The 18933-nt window shown below is 51.2% G+C and carries 19 protein-coding genes; 2 read left to right on the top strand and 17 right to left on the bottom strand.

The window, feature by feature from the left end; all coding sequences use genetic code 11:
- Positions 1-5: 5 nt before the first annotated feature.
- From ribD to EBA_RS11700, 3 genes are all read right to left on the bottom strand, one after another.
- A complete protein-coding gene (gene ribD, locus EBA_RS11690; RefSeq protein ID WP_192374880.1) occupies positions 6-1094 on the bottom strand; it encodes a bifunctional diaminohydroxyphosphoribosylaminopyrimidine deaminase/5-amino-6-(5-phosphoribosylamino)uracil reductase RibD in 1089 nt (362 codons plus the stop codon).
- Positions 1084-1542 carry a transcriptional regulator NrdR gene (gene nrdR / locus EBA_RS11695; RefSeq protein ID WP_192374881.1) on the bottom strand — a complete coding sequence of 153 codons (459 nt, stop codon included), beginning with the start codon at positions 1540-1542 and terminating at the stop codon, positions 1084-1086. Before nrdR ends, ribD begins: the two co-directional genes overlap by 11 nt.
- Before the next feature lie 83 nt (positions 1543-1625).
- Positions 1626-4997, bottom strand: coding sequence for a mechanosensitive ion channel domain-containing protein (locus tag EBA_RS11700; RefSeq protein ID WP_192374882.1), 3372 nt, complete (start codon positions 4995-4997; stop codon positions 1626-1628).
- Between the two features lie 44 nt (positions 4998-5041).
- On the opposite strand from EBA_RS11700, the gene EBA_RS11705 reads away from it, so the two are divergent.
- A complete protein-coding gene (locus EBA_RS11705; protein ID WP_192374883.1) occupies positions 5042-5704 on the top strand; it encodes a class II aldolase/adducin family protein in 663 nt (220 codons plus the stop codon).
- Between the two features lie 36 nt (positions 5705-5740).
- Entirely contained in the window at positions 5741-5995 is a 255-nt protein-coding gene (gene grxC, locus EBA_RS11710; protein WP_192374884.1) for a glutaredoxin 3, read from the top strand.
- 188 nt (positions 5996-6183) lie between these two features.
- Here grxC and EBA_RS11715 read toward each other — a convergent pair whose 3' ends face one another.
- The 14 genes from EBA_RS11715 to smpB all read right to left on the bottom strand — a co-directional run bounded on the left by EBA_RS11715 (position 6184) and on the right by smpB (position 18883).
- Complete coding sequence (locus tag EBA_RS11715) at positions 6184-6762, bottom strand: PilZ domain-containing protein (RefSeq protein ID WP_192374885.1); 579 nt, start codon at positions 6760-6762, stop codon at positions 6184-6186.
- A 76-nt stretch (positions 6763-6838) separates the two neighbouring features.
- Entirely contained in the window at positions 6839-8029 is a 1191-nt protein-coding gene (locus EBA_RS11720; protein ID WP_192374886.1) for an O-succinylhomoserine sulfhydrylase, read from the bottom strand.
- An 11-nt stretch (positions 8030-8040) separates the two neighbouring features.
- Entirely contained in the window at positions 8041-9549 is a 1509-nt protein-coding gene (purF, locus tag EBA_RS11725; protein ID WP_192374887.1) for an amidophosphoribosyltransferase, read from the bottom strand.
- A gap of 12 nt (positions 9550-9561) precedes the next feature.
- Positions 9562-10080, bottom strand: a complete 519-nt coding sequence (locus EBA_RS11730) for a CvpA family protein (protein ID WP_192374888.1) — start codon at positions 10078-10080, stop codon at positions 9562-9564.
- A gap of 42 nt (positions 10081-10122) precedes the next feature.
- The gene (locus tag EBA_RS11735) at positions 10123-10947 is read right to left on the bottom strand and encodes an SPOR domain-containing protein (protein WP_192374889.1); all 825 of its coding nucleotides are present in this window, start codon (positions 10945-10947) and stop codon (positions 10123-10125) included.
- 11 nt (positions 10948-10958) lie between these two features.
- Positions 10959-12224, bottom strand: coding sequence for a bifunctional tetrahydrofolate synthase/dihydrofolate synthase (gene folC, locus EBA_RS11740; RefSeq protein ID WP_192374890.1), 1266 nt, complete (start codon positions 12222-12224; stop codon positions 10959-10961).
- 11 nt (positions 12225-12235) lie between these two features.
- Entirely contained in the window at positions 12236-13183 is a 948-nt protein-coding gene (gene accD / locus EBA_RS11745; protein ID WP_192374891.1) for an acetyl-CoA carboxylase, carboxyltransferase subunit beta, read from the bottom strand.
- Positions 13184-13207: 24 nt separating this feature from the next.
- Positions 13208-14011 (bottom strand): tryptophan synthase subunit alpha, encoded by an 804-nt coding sequence (gene trpA, locus EBA_RS11750; RefSeq protein ID WP_192374892.1) that lies wholly within the window; start codon positions 14009-14011, stop codon positions 13208-13210.
- Positions 14008-15228: a tryptophan synthase subunit beta gene (trpB, locus tag EBA_RS11755; protein WP_225616180.1), complete on the bottom strand. Its 1221-nt coding sequence runs from the start codon at positions 15226-15228 to the stop codon at positions 14008-14010. The genes trpA and trpB overlap by 4 nt, the downstream gene beginning before the upstream one ends.
- Entirely contained in the window at positions 15225-15854 is a 630-nt protein-coding gene (locus EBA_RS11760; protein ID WP_192374893.1) for a phosphoribosylanthranilate isomerase, read from the bottom strand. Before EBA_RS11760 ends, trpB begins: the two co-directional genes overlap by 4 nt.
- A gap of 119 nt (positions 15855-15973) precedes the next feature.
- Complete coding sequence (locus EBA_RS11765) at positions 15974-16735, bottom strand: DUF2231 domain-containing protein (protein ID WP_192374894.1); 762 nt, start codon at positions 16733-16735, stop codon at positions 15974-15976.
- 52 nt (positions 16736-16787) lie between these two features.
- On the bottom strand, positions 16788-17738 hold the full coding sequence (locus tag EBA_RS11770; RefSeq protein ID WP_229427839.1) for an FAD:protein FMN transferase: 951 nt from the start codon (positions 17736-17738) through the stop codon (positions 16788-16790).
- A gap of 90 nt (positions 17739-17828) precedes the next feature.
- Positions 17829-18398, bottom strand: coding sequence for a hydrolase (locus EBA_RS11775; RefSeq protein ID WP_225616182.1), 570 nt, complete (start codon positions 18396-18398; stop codon positions 17829-17831).
- Positions 18398-18883: an SsrA-binding protein SmpB gene (gene smpB / locus EBA_RS11780; RefSeq protein WP_192374896.1), complete on the bottom strand. Its 486-nt coding sequence runs from the start codon at positions 18881-18883 to the stop codon at positions 18398-18400. Before smpB ends, EBA_RS11775 begins: the two co-directional genes overlap by 1 nt.
- Positions 18884-18933: the final 50 nt, after the last annotated feature.

The raw sequence follows: 18933 nt of genomic DNA on the forward strand, positions 1-18933 counted from the left end.
GACCTTTATATTCGCGAATTAAACGTCAGCCTCAAATCCGGGCCAACTTGTCTAACTTCAAGTAACTTTAACTGCTTTTTATCCGCCATCGTCCGCAAGCCGGGCAAATGAAAAAGTCCACGTCCCTCGTCGCCTAATATGCAAGGCGCCATATAGATCAGCCATTCGTCAACCAAACCACTATCGAGCAGCGCGCCGTTCAAGGTGGCGCCGGCTTCGATCAATACCGTATTAATTTGTAGCTCGGCCAACAATTTAAAAACCTGGGGTAAGTCTGCGCGTCCGTTCAGCGCATCGACCTGAAAAACTTTACAGCCCACGTCTCGCAATGTCTGCGTTTTAAGCACATCGTCACTGCAGGTAATAATCCAGACATCCACTGCATTTTCCAGCAGTCTTACGGATAATGGCATGCGCAATTGCGAATCCAGCACCACTTTGACCGGCTGAACTGCGTCGAAATCAACGCGCGCATTCAACTGCGGATCGTCGTACAGCACCGTATCGATACCGGTGACAATCGCGCTGCTGGCCGCCCGCCAGAGCTGCACGTCTTGCCTGGCATTGGCGGATGTGATCCATTGGCTCTCGCCGGACGCCAGCGCGGTGCGACCGTCCAGGCTCATAGCCAGCTTGCTGCGTATCCACGGCAAGCCCTGCTGCATACGTTTAAAAAAGCCTTGGTTTAGCTTTGCAGCTTCTTGCTCCAAGACGCCGACCAGCACCTCAATACCTGCTTCGCGGAGCTTTTGCAATCCGCGCCCAGCTACCAGGGGATTGGGGTCCGGCATGGCCACTACCACTCGACTGACGCCCGCCGCGGTTAATGCGTCGCTGCAAGGGCCGGTTTTACCGAAGTGACTGCAAGGTTCCAGCGTGACATAGGCCGTCGCACCTCGCGCGTTATCTGTTTTGCTCAGCGCATCGACTTCTGCATGGGCAAACCCGGCGCGCTGCGTCCGGCCTTCGGCAATAATCTTACCGTCCTTCACCAGCACACAGCCCACATGCGGGTTAGGGTCAGTCGTGTACCTGCCGTGTTCCGCCAGTTTAACCGCGCGGGCCATATAGGCCGCATCTTGACTAGACGTCATGCTTTTGCAGATTTTCGATCATGGTGGTGAATTCGGAGACATCCTGAAAACTGCGATACACCGAGGCAAAGCGCACGAAGGCCACATGGTCCAACGCCTGCAATTCCTGCATTACCAGTTCGCCTAATTCACGCGCAGGAATCTCGCGCTCGCCTTTTGCTGTCAGGGCTTTTTTGATGCGGCTAAGCGCCGCTTCGACCGCGTCGACCTGTACCGGGCGTTTTTCCAGGGCGCGTTGCATGCCGGCCCGCAACTTGGCTTCGTCGAAGCTCTGCCGGGCGCCGTTGCGTTTGATGATGCGCGGCAGGGTCAATTCAACTACTTCAAAGGTGGTAAACCGCTCTTTGCAGGCCACGCATTCGCGGCGGCGTTTAACTTGATCGCCGTCGTCGGCCAAGCGGGTGTCGATTACCCGAGTATCTTGTGCTGAGCAAAACGGACAACGCATATTAAAGAGCCAAATCGATGATCAAAGGGCGGCCATTTTATTACAGAATGGTTTTATATTGAAATCGGCTAATAAACCGGGCCTCATTCGTTGAATACTCCCTTTGCGACCGAACGGATATGCACGTCGCGTTGCGGATACGGTATCTCGATATGGTGGGCCAGCAATGCTTCGTATATTTGCGTGTGCAGGCGATGCGTAACCACCGTCCTATCACTAAGTTCACGGACAAATACGTTAATTTTGAACTGTAAGGCGCTATCGCCAAAGCCGACAAAGATCACCACCGGTTCCGGATCGCAAAGCACTTGCTCAATGCTTTTTACCGCATCGGCCAAAATCTGCTCCACCATTTCCACATTGGTGCCGTAAGCCACGCTAACCGGCACCACCAATCTGGTCACGGTATCCGACAAGGTCCAGTTGATCAAGCGGTCGGTAATGAAGGTTTTATTGGGCACCACCAACTCTTTTCTATCCCAATCAACGATATGCGTCGCCCGCATTTGTATTTTGCTAACCCGGCCTGTGACATCGCCGACGGTCACAGTGTCTCCGACCCGAATCGGCCGTTCGAACAGCAAAATAATACCCGATACCATATTGGCGAATATTTCCTGCAAGCCGAAACCCAAGCCTACCGAAAGTGCCGCAACCAGCCATTGTACTTGCGACCAGCTACCGCCAAGCTCGTTGGCAATCGCCAGAAAGGCCACGGTAATCAGTGAATAACGCACCAATTGAATCAGCGCGTAACGGCTACCGGCTGTCATAGCGAACTTGCCGGCGGTGATCAAGTCGACCAGAGCCGGAAAATTACTGGCGAATATAAAAGCCAGTCCGCTATACACTAAACAAATCAATAGATTGATCAAGGTAACGGGCGCTAATGTTTCCTTGCCCTCCACCATTTCACTATGCTGCCACAACACCACCTGATCGAATACTGTCAAAGCCGGTAAAATATCGCTCCAGATCATCCAGAAACCGACCAACATGATCACCATGACCACCGTGGTCAACAACTTATGGCTCTGCTGGTTAATTTTGGAAATATCCAGCAACTGCTCCTCGACAGGATACCCCCCTTCCAGATTGGCGCTGCTAACGGCGGCTTGCTCGACCTGCTTGCGTTTTTTTTCCGCATTCTTCAACGCCAGCTTGCGTTCGGTATTGCGCAACCAGCGCAATACCAAGCCTTGGAACAATACGGTGAGAAAGATCAAACGCAAGCTCATTATCAGCTTGCCTTGCAGTTCCAGCGCGCTTTGGTAATAGCCCGTCACCCCAAAACCGATGATTACCAAGGGTACCAACACCGCAATTGCGTACCACACATAGCGCAAACGGCTGATCCAGCCTGCCGATTGTAAATACCAATTCTTTGCCAATCCCGACTGTGGGTGCATCAGACGGTGAAACAAATAGGCCATCGTTGCCATCATCACGATCAACGCGGTTCTGCCCAATGCATAACTGTGTTCGGAGAACAGATCATTACCGGTCATTGAGATAAGAAACACGCAGGGCACCAGTATGAATCGGGCCCACTTCATTTGCGTGTGCAACAACAAAATGGCGTGATCAGACCAATGGAACAGGGTATCCGCGACGCCGCGCGGCCGAAACAATCGATAGAAGAACTGTACCAGGCACAATGACAAGGCCGAAGCGATTAAACCGGCGGCGAACGAGTGACTGAAAAAATCGGCTCGCGCGTTCAATATCAGCACACCGCCGATCCAGGCCATCAATAAGGCCCCATAAAGAGACATCAATAACAGGTAAAGCAGACTGGAAACAATATCGCCAAAATTGTGATTGATAGCTTTTTTAGCTAACAATACGGCGAGTTGCTGCTTGATTCGAACCCGGAAACGCCAATGGAGTATTACGATACCCAAGCCCACCAATACCAACAGCGGGAAATGGTTGATGCCATCCCAAAAAGCCGTCGCCACGCCCAGCCAATTGCTCGGACTCATGAACCACAGCAATGAGGAAAAAATTTCCTGCAAATAATGTTTGTCGATAACCGGAGCGCTCGGTACCCACAATAAACGCTGATCCAGATAGCCGCTAAATTTATCGGCGATACTCAACATTTGCTGCAAACTAAAATCGACATCACCCAGCAGCCGGCCGTAGTCGCTATAACCACTCGCCAGTCTTGCCACCAAGTCTTTCTGGTCGTTCAACAACATACGTAACTCGGTACGCACCCGTAGCCTTTCCGACTCGTCCGTATCCGCCGGCAATTGGGCAATGCGCGTCAGCAACACCTGGTTAATATCGGCCAGACTTTTTTTGGCCTCGTCCAACTTAAACATTTCCAGACTGGTCAAGGCAATCTGGTTTTGAACCTCTTCACTCAAGGTGCTGTATTGTTTACGTTGCGGCAAGTTACGGCGCTGTTCGCGTAGTAAATTGCCCAAAGCCGGACTTAAACCCGCAAGGCTAATTTTTTGCTCCGCGCTCTGAAAATCTTTTTGCAACTGTTTATAACGAACGTCTATTTCATTTTTTTGGAGCGAGTATTGCTCCGTGTTTTTATTGATCTCCTGCAAATTGCGGTTGAACTGCATATTCTCTTTCGTGGCGGCCCTAATCAAAGGATGTTTGCTCTCCGCGTCCTTTTCGGCCTGCAATAATGCCGTCTGTTCTTTATCAGTTTCCTGTTGGCGCCGCTCCAGCAAGAAATTATCGAGGTCAGCAATTAGTAAACTCTGCTGCTCCCGTTGCAAGGTCAACAGATGTACGCGATCCTTGTTAGCTTGCACTTGCAAGGGATTACTAAGATTTTCCAATTCCAGCGTTTTCAGCGTGCTGTTTAACAGACGAATCCGGCTATCCAGTTGTATCTGCCTGGCCTCTTTTTGATAAAGATTGTCACCAGCCCTGGATGCCAAACTCTGCTGTTCCTGCTGACTGGAAGTCTGTTTGCTCTTGATTTCGGAGACTTTTTCCCGAATCAATTGCGGCCGGCTATTCAATTCACCCAAAGTCGCTTCGATACGGCTGACTTCGGCGTCTAAATCACTAAGCTTGGTTTTTTCGATAAGCAGGCGTTGCTCTAACTCATCCGTCGGAAAAATCAGCAGTTTCTCGGATTTCCGATTTTTTAAATTGCTCTCGGCGTCGGCTATTTGCCTTGCCAATTGCTTAACTTCTATCGGTAGGCTGTTTAAAGCCTGCTTGAAGGATTCGGCTTGCGCGTCCTGTGCCTCCAATTCGTTGAGATTATCTTCACTTTCGTGGTACGCCGCCAGAATCCGATTTTTCTGCTCTTCAGGCAGATTTTGCTTATCTTTGATGACTTGAATGCGTTGCTGTACATCGGTACGCGATAGCGCTTTATTGGCCGGGTTTTGATTTGCGGCGTACGCAAGGTTTAAACTGATCAGCAATAAGAGCAAACAAAAAGCAAAGCCGGATCTTAAAAAATTAGGTTTCATGCGGTGGCTGGATAACAAATAAGTCTAAAAAACACATTATAAAAATGGAAAACAGGTTCAGCGAACTGGAAGGTGTTATTAAATATCGGCTTGATCATCAGCATGCCGAGTTAGCAGCGGACATCGATATCAGCGAACTCAACGCCTGGCGTAGCCTGTTTTATCGCTTGCGGCTAATTGGCCAGATAACCGAAAAATACGCAGGACTGGGTTTCGGCAATATCAGTCGGCGCTTGGTTCCCGGTGGCCAAGAGTTTTTGATCTCCGGCACCCAAACCGGGCATTTGCCTGTTCTTAACAAACAACATTTCGCGTTGATCGAAACCGCATCACAGGAACGTAATGCCATCAAATCACGCGGTGCATCGCAGCCATCCTCCGAAGCCCTTACCCACGCCAGCGTTTATCGACAACACTCATTGATTGCCGCAGTGATCCACGTACACTGCCCGGAATTATGGTTACAGACCACTAAATTAAACCTGGCTTGCACTGCAATGGAAGTACCCTATGGCACACCGGAAATGGCAAACGCTGTTGCAAAGCTATTTGAATCAGGCAGGCTACAACAAGCGGGATTGTTCAGCATGCTGGGCCACGAAGACGGTATCGTGGCATTTGGTGCAACGTTAACAGAGGCGGCCTGCTTATTAATTGAGCAACTCGCCAAAGCCATTGCTATTGAGCAAAGCCAGCTGTGGCCTTAGAATACCCCCATTCATTAGCAATTATTAATTTTTCTCATGCCGGACATTATCATTTACACCGCAAAGCTCTGCCCGTATTGCACTATGGCGAAAAAACTTTTCGATAGAAAAGGTGTGGGCTATACCGAAATCAATGTGGATGCCGAGCCTGGACTACGTCAGCAAATGATGGAAAAGACCAAGCGACGCACCGTACCGCAGATCTATATCGGCGAGCGGCATATCGGCGGTTTCGATGACTTGCACGCCCTGGATATGAGCCACGAGCTGGATCCACTGTTAAACGCTTAAGCGGGTCAAAACTAGCAATCGACAATAATTGTCAGCTAATTGCGCAATTGTTGGAACACGCCTTTCCGTGTGGCATGAATTTATGGACGTCATTTTTAAATGAATGACTCCATTGCCGCGAAAAAGCGGCCTGAAGTTTTTATGCTGGGCAAATGCTGCCCCAAAAATCCGAGGCTGCCTACAGGACCCTATCTAATTACCACCAGTTGCAGGCCTAGGCGGGTGACCAGCTCATTGCTCTCGACCCAGACCACTTTGCCCAATGCGCTCAATGCCAAGTCGGCAACCAACAGCTTAACCGGTGCCTCAACCTTGATACAAGGATGACTACCCGCCAACTTTAGACACATGCCCTCTACCGAGCGGTTAACACCTTCCACACTGAAGCGCTCCTTGTCGATAAACAATTCGGCTTTAAACGCTTCCACTTTGCGGTAGCCGCGCCGCTTACGCCAAAGTTTGTGCGCGTTGTGCACGACATCGTGAAACTCCAAGCCCATCATGATGCGGTTGCGCTCACGTTTCACCCAAACAATATCGACCTCGCCAGCCAACATCAATTCCGCGACAAAAATTTCCGCCTGCCGATCTTCATTAAGAAACGCTTCGAAATCCTGGATAGTGGTTAATAAATCACCTGAATTGACTTCCACCATTGCGCCTTTCAAGGACACATCGTAGCAATTAAGCTGCAAAGTCTCGCCACCCACGAACAGCTGGCCTTCCGCGTTAAAGTTTTTTCGGTACTCTTTTCTGTCCTGAAACATGATCGCAATCTCTATATAACGTCGGTCAAAGATAGCTTAATTTTTGATTTGCGGCAGGCTTTATCTGCCTACAGGTTTAGCAATGCGCCAAGCCGTTAAGCAAATCGGCCTTAATATCGTCGATATTTTCCAAACCTACCGAAATTCTGACCAAGCTATCGTTAATCCCCGCCTCAGCCCGTGCCTCCGGCGTCAAGCGGCCATGAGTGGTAGTCGCCGGATGCGTGATGGTAGTTTTTACATCACCCAGATTTGCGGTAATCGACAACATGCGAGTGGAATCAATCAACTGCCAAGCATGATCCTTCCCGCCTTGCAGCTCAAAACTGACTACCGCGCCGAAATGACTTTGCTGGCGTTTGGCTAATTCATGCTGGGCATGTGATTCCAAGCCGGGATAATGCACCTTGGCTACCGCTGGCTGTTGCTCCAACCATTTGGCCAGTTCGAAGGCATTATCGCAATGTACTTTCATTCTGAGCGCCAACGTTTCCAGTCCGCCCAAAAATACCCAGGCATTGAACGGACTCATCGTCGCGCCGCCGGTACGCAGATACGGATACACGTATTTTTCGATCAATTCTTCGTTAGCCACCACCGCGCCGCCGACGCAACGCCCTTGGCCGTCTATGTATTTGGTGGTGGAATGCACTACCAAGTCCGCACCCAAAGTCAATGGCTGCTGCAAAATTGGCGTGCAGAACACATTATCAACCACCAATAAAGCACCATGCTGATGAGCGATGTCCGCCAGTGCTTGAATATCAGCAATTTCGATCAAGGGGTTAGACGGCGTTTCCAGGAACAGAAACCGGGTATTGGGCTTAATCGCCGCTTCCCAGGCCGCCGGCTCGGTCAGACTGACAAAATCGGTCTCGACCCCAAACTTGCCGAAATAGTTCTGGAAGGTCAGGACGGTGTTTCCAAACACACTGCGTGAGCACACCACATGGTCACCGGCCTTCAGTAAAGCCATACCCACGGCCATGATTGCCGCCATACCCGACGCAAACGCCAGACAACGCTCGCCTTTTTCCAGATAGGCTAAACGCTCCTGAAACGCGCTGACAGTGGGATTGGTGAAACGCGAGTAGATATTACCGGGCTGTTTGCCGGTAAACCGCAGTGCAGCTTCCTCCGCCGATTTGAACACATAGCTGGAGGTGGCGAAAATCGGGATGCTGTGTTCGTCTTCGTGGGTGCGTTTATGCCCGGCGCGGATAGCCTGCGTTTCCGGCGCATAATCTTGCCAATCAAATTCGCTCATCTTTAGTCCTTTTACTTTGCAACCTGCATTTCTATGATAAAGCTACTGCCGTTGCGCAGTTCCTGTGCATTGTCATTACGCAAGGCTTCGATACGCGCCAGATAAGCATCGTCAATATCGCCGGTAATGTAATGGTGACTGAAACATGACGTATCGAAATGCTTGATGTCCGGATTACCTTTACCGACCGCATCAATCAAATCGTCCAATTCTTGATAAATCAGCTTATCCGCACCCAAGGCTTGGCAAATCTCATCCTCGGTGCGATCATGCGCGATCAATTCATGCGCGGCCGGCATGTCAATACCGTATACATTGGGATAACGTACCGGCGGCGCTGCGGACGCAAAATACACTTTCTTGGCGCCGGCATCGCGGGCCATCTGGATAATCTGCTCGGAGGTAGTGCCGCGTACAATGGAATCATCCACCAGCAGTACATTCTTGCCGTCGAATTCCAGCGAAATCGCATTCAGCTTTTGTTTGACCGACTTTTTGCGCATTTTTTGCCCAGGCATAATGAAAGTCCGACCGATATAGCGGTTTTTCATAAAGCCTTCGCGAAACTTCACACCTAAGTCGTGGGCAATCTGGGATGCTGCGGTACGACTGGTATCCGGAATCGGAATGACCACGTCGATATCGTGATTTGGCCACTCCCTTTGAATTTTTTCGGCCAGTTTTCTACCCATCCGCATTCTGGCTTTGTACACCGAAATATTGTCGATGATCGAATCCGGCCGAGCAAAATAGACATATTCGAAAATACATGGGCAGTGATCAACTACTTCCGTGCATTGCTTCGTGTGTAACTGGCCGTCTGCTTCGATAAACACCGCTTCGCCGGGCTCTATATCCCGAATCAGCTGAAAATCCAATACATCCAGCGCCACACTTTCCGAGGCGATCATATAATCGATGCCGTCTTCGGTTTTCCGTTGCCCGAAGACGATGGGCCGAATGCCATGCGGGTCGCGGAAACCCAATACGCCGAAACCGGCAATCATAACCACTACCGCATAGGCTCCACGACAGCGTTTGTGCACGGCATTTACCGCCTGAAACACATCATCAACGGTCAATTTGAGTTTGCCGAATTGCGCCAATTCATGCGCGAATACATTCAACAATACTTCCGAATCCGAGTCGGTGTTGATGTGGCGTTGGTCGTCCATGAACACCTGATATTTCAGTTCTTCCGTGTTGGTCAAATTGCCGTTGTGCGCCAGCGTCAATCCAAACGGCGAATTCACATAAAAAGGCTGAGCTTCCGCCGAACTGGTGCAACCAGCTGTCGGATAGCGCACATGGGCAATACCCATATTGCCTTTCAACTTCATCATTTGCTTACTGGAAAATACATCCCGCGCCAAACCGTTATCTTTGCGCAAATGCAAACGACTGCCGTCGCAAGTAACGATGCCGGCGGCATCCTGACCCCGATGCTGAAGTACTGTCAGGGCGTCGTACAAATCCTGATTAACACTTTGATTGGAAACAATAGCGGCAATACCACACATAGCAGATCCGAGTTATCGATAATGGATGTAATCCGCCAACCCTGTCGGCATGTGCGCTTTCAACCACACTGCCAAGGCTTGGAACGGAGGAATGAGAAGGGATTGTTTCCACCAGGGATCTTCCGGTAACGGCGTTAAGCCGGCCAGCATCACCAATAGAGAAACCAGTACCGCCCCGCGGGCAATACCGAATAACATACCCAGCAAACGATCACTACCGGTCAAGCCGGTCTTTTCTATCAGCTGGCTCAGCAAAAAGCTGATTAAACTACCCAAAATCAAGGTCGTGAAAAATAATAAGGCGAAAGCGGCAGCGATTCTGGCGGAAGGAAAACTGATGGTGGATTGCAGTAGTACCGAGACATCACGGCAGTACTGTATTGCTACCCAAACCGCCACCATCCACAGTGCTAGCGCAAACGCTTCTTTAATAAATCCGCGCAATAGGCCCATTATCGCCGAAATCGCGATAATAGAAACAATGACGTAATCCACCCACAATAGCTTAGCCCAAGGCACAATATCCAACATGGTCTAGCCGGCTAATCCAAACAATACATCAGTCGCAATTACTTATTCGTCCGCAGAAACAAAGCTGTTTACATTGATTTGCGCCAGCTTGGCCTTGACTGCCTGGGCTTTGACTTTATCGACGATAGGGCCTATCCGCACTTTAAATACCGCACCTTTATCGCTGGCGACCTCTCTGACGGATGCCGCGAAACCTTGTTGCTTCAAATTCTCCTGCAAACTGACTGCGTTGGGTTTTTGACTAAACGTACCCACTTGCAAATACCAGCGATTGCTTTCTTCGGCGGCTGCAGGCTGCGCCTTGCTAGCTGTCGTTACCGGCGATGTTGGTGCCACCTCGGCTTTTAGCTCAGATAATTTATTGACCGGCTTTAACACTTTCGGCGTTGGACTGACGGCTTGCAAAGGCTGTACGGCCGGGGCCGGTAACTTGACAGGTTTGTTGACCACCGGCGGCTCATCTTCGGCTTCGGCGGGTTCCTCACCGAATTGCGCGACCGCCGCCGCTGGCGCAGCGGATTTGGCAGCCGGCAAATTACGTTGCACCGGCGCGGTGTCCTTGGCAGATAATTTAACTTGCGGCTTGGGCGCTTCCAACTCGGCTTCGGCCTCACCTTCTTCCAGCGCTTTCACCTGTTGTTTAGGCGCATTCGCCGCCGGCAGGTTTTCCGCTACCTCTTCCACTTTTTCCGGCAACGGCATGATTTCCACATCCTGAGCCTTGGCGGGTAGCTCGGGGATTTTTAATTCATTGATGCTTTTGCCGGTTTCGTCGATCGGGTCGTCGAATAACATAGGCACAAAAATCGCCGCCAATGCAGTAATCACCGCCGCACCAATCAATCGTTGCTTTAACTCCTGATCCATTCTCATCACCTCTAAGAAAATTTCGATAAATATTCGGATACTAGAAAAAAAGAACCAAAAATCAAAAGCAATTCGTCTTGCCCGGCATTTTGCCGAGCGGCTTGAAATGCCTCGGTAAAATCGGCAAAACCGCTGCGGACATTGTCCAGGCCTTGTTGCTGAAAAATGGTTTCTAACATATCCGGACTAGCAGCGCGAGGATTAACCAGCGGTGCTAAGTACCACGTCGTTACTCTATCGCGCATCATGTTCAATACGCCGGCAATATCTTTATCCCGCATCATCGCAAAAACTGCGTGTATTCTGATCTCGGGGAAGTATTCGCGCAAATAGTCGATTAATGTTTGCACAGCCTGCGGGTTGTGCCCGACATCAAGCAAAATTCGCGGCTGGCCGGCAATCAATTGAAAACGCCCCGGCAACTTCGCGCTGCGCAAACCTTGCCGAATGGCGTCGTCACTGACCGCCAAAAAAGGCTGCAGGGTTTTTATAGCCATTATCGCCGCGGAGGCGTTTCGATATTGGTGCTCGCCCTTAAAGGCCGGCTGCGGCAGCTGACTAATTTGCATATCCGCAGACCGCCAATCCCAAGTATCCGCCTGTTTTTGATAGGTAAAAGCTGCGCCCATTTGCAGCAAAATTGCACCAACCCGCGCCGCCGCTTCGGGTAAGGAACTAGGCGGCAGGCTATCCCCGACTATCGCCGCCACTCCCGACCTGAAAATACCGGCTTTTTCCCGGCCGATTGCTTCTTCGGTATGGCCCAGCCAATCAACATGGTCGAGTGCTATGGTCGTCACCACTGCCGCATCGGGATCGACGATATTCACCGCATCGAGTCTGCCGCCCAAACCGACCTCGAGCAACTGTATATCCAGATCCGCGTCGGCAAAAATACTCAGTGCGGCTAGGGTGCCAAACTCGAAATAACTCAAGCTGGTGTCGCCGCGCGCCGCATCGATGCGGGTAAACGCCTCGCAAATCAAAGTGTCGTCGACCGGCTCACCATCAATACGAATACGTTCGTTATACCTCAAAATGTGCGGCGAGGTATAAGCACCAACCCGGTAGCCGGCAGCGCGGTATATCGCTTCCAAAAATGCCACGCAGGAACCCTTGCCGTTAGTGCCGGCAACCGTAATGGTCGGCGTTTTTTTGGGGTCCGGATTAAGCTGCCGATAAACACCGGCAACCCGTCCCAACCCCAAATCGATAGGCCGAGGGTGCAGTTTTTCCTGCCAGTCCAACCAGGCTTGCAGCGAATCAAAACGCGTCATTTCGACCGTATTTATTCCTGATGCTGCGGATTATTGCTTTCACCTTGATCGCTTAAAGACTCACTGTTGGGATTGGCTTCGATCACCACATCGGCATCGCTGCTGCGCCCGGCACACATGATAGCGAGAATACTGGCTATTTTCTCACGCATCTCGCGGCGATCGACGATCATATCTATAGCGCCGTGTTCCTGAAGAAATTCGCTGCGCTGGAAGCCTTCCGGCAATTTTTCACGCACCGTTTGTTCAATAACGCGCGGCCCGGCAAAGCCGATCAAGGCATCAGGTTCTGCCACGTTAATATCGCCCAACATCGCCAGACTGGCGGAAACCCCGCCCATGGTCGGATCGGTCATGAAGGATATATACGGAATGCCGGCTTCTGCCAGCTTGGCCAATGCCGCGCTGGTTTTAGTCATTTGAAACAGCGAGAACAAAGACTCCTGCATCCGGGCCCCGCCACTGGCGGTAAACACGATGAACGGCACGCCGGAACGCAGACTCTCATTGACACCGCGCACGAAACGCTCGCCAACCACCGAACCCATGGAACCACCCATAAAACCAAAGTCAAACGCCGCAGCGACAATACCGGCGCCTTGCAGTGACCCTTTCATCACTACCAACGCGTCATTCTCGTTGCTTTGTTTTTGCGCTTGGCTGATGCGGTCTTTGTAGCGTTTACTGTCCTTAAATTTCAAAGGATCACTGGGTTTCAATCCAGCGCCTATTTCTTGACGGCCGCCTTCATCCAGAAACATATTCAGCCGCTTACGCGCCGAAATGCGCAAATGGTGATCGCATTTTGGACAAACGCTAAGATTCTTCTCTAGTTCGGCATTGAACAAAATCGCATCGCAACGTGGGCATTTATTCCACAAGCCTTCCGGCACCGTGGTTTTTTTCTGCGAGGTTTCGGTTCTAATGGCAGAGGGGACCAGTTTTTCAAACCAACTCATTCGGTGTATTCTCCGCTTAAAAGCTTAAACATCCATGGCTTGACGCATGGATTTTAATAAGGTGACGATCTCATGCTTGGCTTGCTGAGGATCATCGAGATTTGCTTCTATTTTACTGATCAGCGCGCTACCCACCACGACACCGTCGGCAATCGCGGCGATGGTTTTCGCGGTGTCGGCATCCTTCACACCAAAACCGACGCCGACCGGCAAAGCTGTATTTTGGCGAATCAGTTGCAGTTTTTGTTCGACGTCGGCGGTATCCAGATGCCCGGCGCCGGTCACGCCTTTCAAGGACACGTAATACAAATAGCCGCTACCCACCGCGTCCATCTTCTGAATGCGTTCGGCATTGGTGTTAGGCGCTAGTAAAAAAATCTGGTCGATACCGCGCTCGCGCAGCAGTCTGACACACTCTTCCGATTCTTCCGGCGGCAAATCCACTGTCAACACACCATCGACATCGGCGCGTTGTGCGGCGTTGGCAAAATCTTCGTAACCCATGATTTCTATCGGATTTAAATAACCCATCAACACCAAAGGGGTGTCCTGATCGGTTTTCCGGAACTCAATTGCCATACTTAACACTTTTCGCAAGCCCACATGATGCGATAAAGCCCGCTCGCTGGCTCGCTGTATCACCGGGCCATCCGCCATCGGGTCGGAAAAAGGCACACCCAGCTCGATAATGTCGGCGCCGGCGGCGACCATTTCGTGCAACAAGGGTACGGTAAATTCCGGATACGGATCGCCGGCGGTAATAAATGGTATCAGCGCCTTGCGGCCGGAGGCTTTTAATTCAGCAAATTTGTTAGCTAAACGGCTCATAGACTGATGCCCTCGCGTTGCATAATGGTGTGCATGTCTTTATCGCCGCGTCCGGATAGGTTAACGATAATAATTTGATCCTTGCGCATAGTAGGCGCCAGCTTCATCGCATAAGCCATCGCATGGCTGGACTCCAGCGCCGGGATGATGCCTTCCATCTTGGTTAAGGCATGAAAACCTTGCAGCGCCTCTTCGTCGGTAATATTGGGATATTGGGCGCGGCCGGTATCTTTCAACCAGGCATGTTCCGGACCGACGCCAGGATAATCCAGACCGGCGGAGATGGAATGCGTTTCGATAATCTCACCGTCGTCATCGGCCATCAGATAGGTACGATTGCCGTGCAATACACCGGGCCTGCCGGCCGACAACGGCGCGGAATGACGACCGGTTTCGATGCCGTCGCCGGCAGCCTCTACCCCATACATTTTCACGGTCTTGTCATCGATAAACGGATAAAACAATCCAATGGCATTGGACCCGCCACCCACGCATGCCACCAGCGCATCCGGCAAGCGCCCTGCTTGATCGATACATTGTTGGCGGGCTTCGCGGCCTATCACCGCCTGAAAATCCCGAACCATGGCCGGATAAGGATGCGGACCGGCGACTGTGCCGATAATGTAAAACGTATTGTCGATATTGGTTACCCAGTCGCGCAGGGCTTCGTTCAGCGCATCTTTCAGGGTTTTGGAGCCGGATTGCACGGGCACGACAGTGGCGCCCAGCAACTTCATCCGATAGACATTCAAGGCTTGGCGCGCAACATCGACTGCGCCCATGTAAACCACGCACTCCAAACCCAGGCGCGCAGCGACAGTCGCAGTCGCGACGCCGTGCTGGCCAGCGCCGGTTTCAGCGATGATACGGGTCTTGCCCATGCGTTTTGCCAATAACGCCTGACCAACGGTATTATTTACCTTATGCGCGCCGGTGTGGTTGAGATCTTCGCGCTTTAGATAAATCTGCGCGCCGCCCAGTACGCGGCTCCATCGCTCGGCGTGATAGAGCGGGGATGGCCGGCCCACATAATCCCTGAGATCGGCATCCAACTCGGCAATGAATTCAGGATCCTGCATATAGCGCTGGTAGGCTTCGTTCAATTCGGTAATTGCCGGCATCAGCGTTTCCGCTACAAAAATACCGCCGTAAGGCCCGAAATGGCCCCGGGCATCCGGCATATCGTACTTGTGCCCCTGAGGGTATTTCTCTGTCATAGTTCTAAAGTCACTTGATTAGTTTTTCTTATAAACGCAGCCATTTTTGCCGCATCCTTAATGCCTTTCCCGGCCTCAACACCGCTGCTGACATCCAGCGCATACGGTTTTACAGCTTTAATCGCATCACCGGCATTTTCCGGCGTCAATCCGCCCGCGAGAATTATCGGCACACTACGAGTCTTTGGAATCAAATCCCAGTCAAAACCGCTACCGCTGCCGCCTTGCACGCCTGGATGATAAGCATCCAAAAGTAAGCCGGCCGCATCGTGGTATTGCTGTTGCAGCGCGCCGACGTCCGTATCCGGGCGCATGCGAATCGCTTTGATGTACGCCTTATCGTAAATCCGGCAATCCTCGGCAGCTTCATCGCCATGAAATTGCAGGCAATCCACCCTTACTTTATTTAACACCTCGCGAATCAAAGCAGGCTCGGCATCGACGAACAAGGCTACCACGTTAACAAAGGCTGGCAATGCTCTACTGATAATGGCAGCTTGTTCGATGGATACGTTTCTTGGACTGGGCGGATAAAACACCAAACCGATGGCATCGACACCCAAATTAGCCGCACAAAGCGCATCTTCAACCTGAGTAAAGCCGCAAATTTTAACGCGGGTGCGCATCAAAAGCCTCACAAAAAACGGCGGCGTAGGATAACACAGCTAGCCGAGTTGTCATGTCCGGGCCAATAAAAAAAGGCTGACCCTTGTCAGCCTTTATCCGGCGGCTCTGCAGGCTTACGTCAATGCGCATGATGATGGTCGTGATGATGACCGGCAGAGCCATGCGCCGCTTCATCGTGATGACTATCATCCGGTTTCAATTCTTCCACGTCGACTTCTTCATGTATTACCGACACATTATCCTCAACAACGCCTTCGTGTTCGTGGGCTTGCGCGGCGGCTCGATTGATCTGATCGGCAGCTTGCACCGACACGCCATATTTATAAACCATCAGGCCACCTAGGTCGGCGGTAAACGCCAACAGCCCAGATAAAATCGCCGCCAATAACAAGTACAAGGTATTGGCTGGACCGACAATATGCCCTTTGCTCAACAAGCGCCAGGCCGCCAGAACTGCAGCCAGGCTCAATACCGAGATACCCAGATGTTCGTGATGCTCCATCACTTCATGGACGTTGCCGCCATGCGCCACTGTCGCAGCCGCAACCAAACCGGCCGCCACGGCGAACCCGGCAAACACCGTACCCAGATACAAAAACGCGCCGGCTATCTGCCGCCACTCCGGGCGGTTCGCCAAGCTGCCTATCAAATCCAGGGTAAAGAACAATGTCAGCAAAGCAATCGGAAAATGCACCAGCAAGGGATGAATATTCTGCAACGCGGCAATGCCTGGCAACAGACTATTAAAACTTTCCGAAGGGGATTGCCGCACCAGTACTTCGAGAAACGACAGCAAGCTGTCTACCCCGCCGCTCAGCCCGCCGCCGCTATCACCACCGCCATGTACGGCAAACGTTAAATGATCGTTTAGACCCCACATAAAACCTCCCCCGATTCCGTTTTGCGCGGATACTACCACGATAGGACTAAGCCTAGTTAATCGTCACCTGAGTCGACATTGTCAAGGCTCTAGTTTTGCTTTCCACAAACTCGGTGCCTTGTTGCTGGATAAACATCACCTGCAATTTCTCGGCATCAGCGAGTTTCATACCCTCTTCTTGCCCCAAGCATAGTAAAGCAGTAGACCAGGCATCTGCGATAGTGGGGCTTTCATTAAACACACTAACAGCTACCAAATCGTGTGTCACCGGTTTGCCATTGCGGCCATCGAGAATGTGGCTGTAACGTTTGCCTTTAATGTCGAAATAATGCCGATAAGTGCCGGAGGTCATCACCGCCATCGGTGTTTCTTTGGGCAAGGTCACCACCTTGTGCATTTTTTGCTCACCGGGCAGCGGCTTTTCCACTGCAATCCGCCAGGCCTTACCGTCCGGCTTGCTGCCCAGCGCTTTCAATTCGCCGCCAATTTCCACCAAATAGTTTTCGATACCCAAGGCCTCAAGCGCACTACTGATTTTTTCTACGCTATAACCCTGCGCTATCGACGACACATCGACTCGCACATTCGGTAGTGTTTTCAACATATGGCTATCGTCGACCAGCTGCAATTTATCCATGCCGATATTCGCCAAAGCTGCCTGCAGCGCGGCATCGTCGGGAATAGTCAAATCGTCGCCCATAAAGCCCCACATCTCGAACAAAGGTTTTATGGTCAAATCGTAACAACCCTGACTCAGTTTACTGACGTTCTGTGCAACTTTAACCAAAGCGACGATTTCCTCGCCAACCTGCTGACTGTTTGTCGATGTGTTGGCGTTGAATTGCTCGATTATCGAGTCAGGCCGGTAGTTGGATAAGGTTTTATCCAAATCCAAGAAAACTTTTTCAGCCTCAGCGGTAATTTGCGCATCATCCAAGGCTTGCGGCGTCCAATAGCTGATGTGGTAGGTGGTCCCTTGCGCAAAACCACTAAACGTCTGCACTGGCGGCAACGGCTCCGCACACCCCTGTATTAGCAACCATCCAAGTACGACCGCGCTCCATCCTTTCCTTAGCATTAAACCCCCGATTAATTAACGCAAAAGCGCTGAAATAGTTTTGAAATGGCTATGCCGAGCATCCCGCAACCATTCGAACAACACTGATTCGTGACAGCTCAACGTAGCGCCTTGCTGCTGCATACGCTGCAAAGCGAAATTTTTATGTTCCGCGCGACGCGAGCAGACAGCATCTTCCAAAACGTGAACCTGATAATGCTGATTTAACAACTCAAGCGCGGTTTGCAACACGCAGACATGCGCTTCCTGGCCTATCACGACGACTTGTTTCCGCCCGGTATCAACCAAAGCTTGATTGAAGCCGTCCGCGGCGCAACAAGAAAAACCGGTTTTACTGAAACACCGCGAGTTGCCCGGCAAATACTCGCCAATCTCCTGTTGAGTAGGCCCAAGACCTTGGGGATACTGTTCGGTCACTAGCACCGGCACATCCAACAACCCCGCAGCTTGCAGCAAACGTTGGCCGTGCATGAGCATCTGCTGCAGCTCTAAAACGGGCATCACCGTAGACAAACGCCCTTGAATATCAACCACTAGCAAAACGCTATTGTTTGCGTCTAATAAATTCGGATGCATGGCCATCATTAACCGTGCTTCATGATGCGCGCCCTATCGCGCTCCCAATCTTTATCCTTGGCAGCGGCGCGTTTGTCGTGCAGTTTTTTACCCTTGGCCAGACCGATTTTTAACTTGGCGCGGCCTTTAATCCAGTACATCGACAACGGAATCAAGGTATAGCCCTTGCGTTCCACTGAACCGATCAGCCTATTCAGCTCGCGTCTATGCAACAACAGTTTTTTCTTGCGCACCGCATCGGGATTGACATGGGTAGACGCCGACAACAGTGCCGAAACATGCGCGCCGCACAGCCAGGCTTCACCACGTCTGACCTCGACATAGCTTTCTTTCAATTGAATCCGACCGTCGCGTAAACTCTTTACTTCCCAGCCTTCCAATACCAAACCGGCTTCGAAAGTCTCGTCTATGGTGTACTCGTGAGTAGCCTGGCGATTAACCGCAATGGTGTTATCGGTGGCTTTGTTGTCCTTCTTGGATTTTTTGGCTGCCATTCTGTAGCGAAGATTTTTTAAACTGACTGAAAACGTGAATTTTGATATTT

Origin of the sequence: Methylomonas albis, from assembly GCF_014850955.1 — a bacterium.
Classification (GTDB): Bacteria; Pseudomonadota; Gammaproteobacteria; order Methylococcales; family Methylomonadaceae; genus Methylomonas; species Methylomonas albis.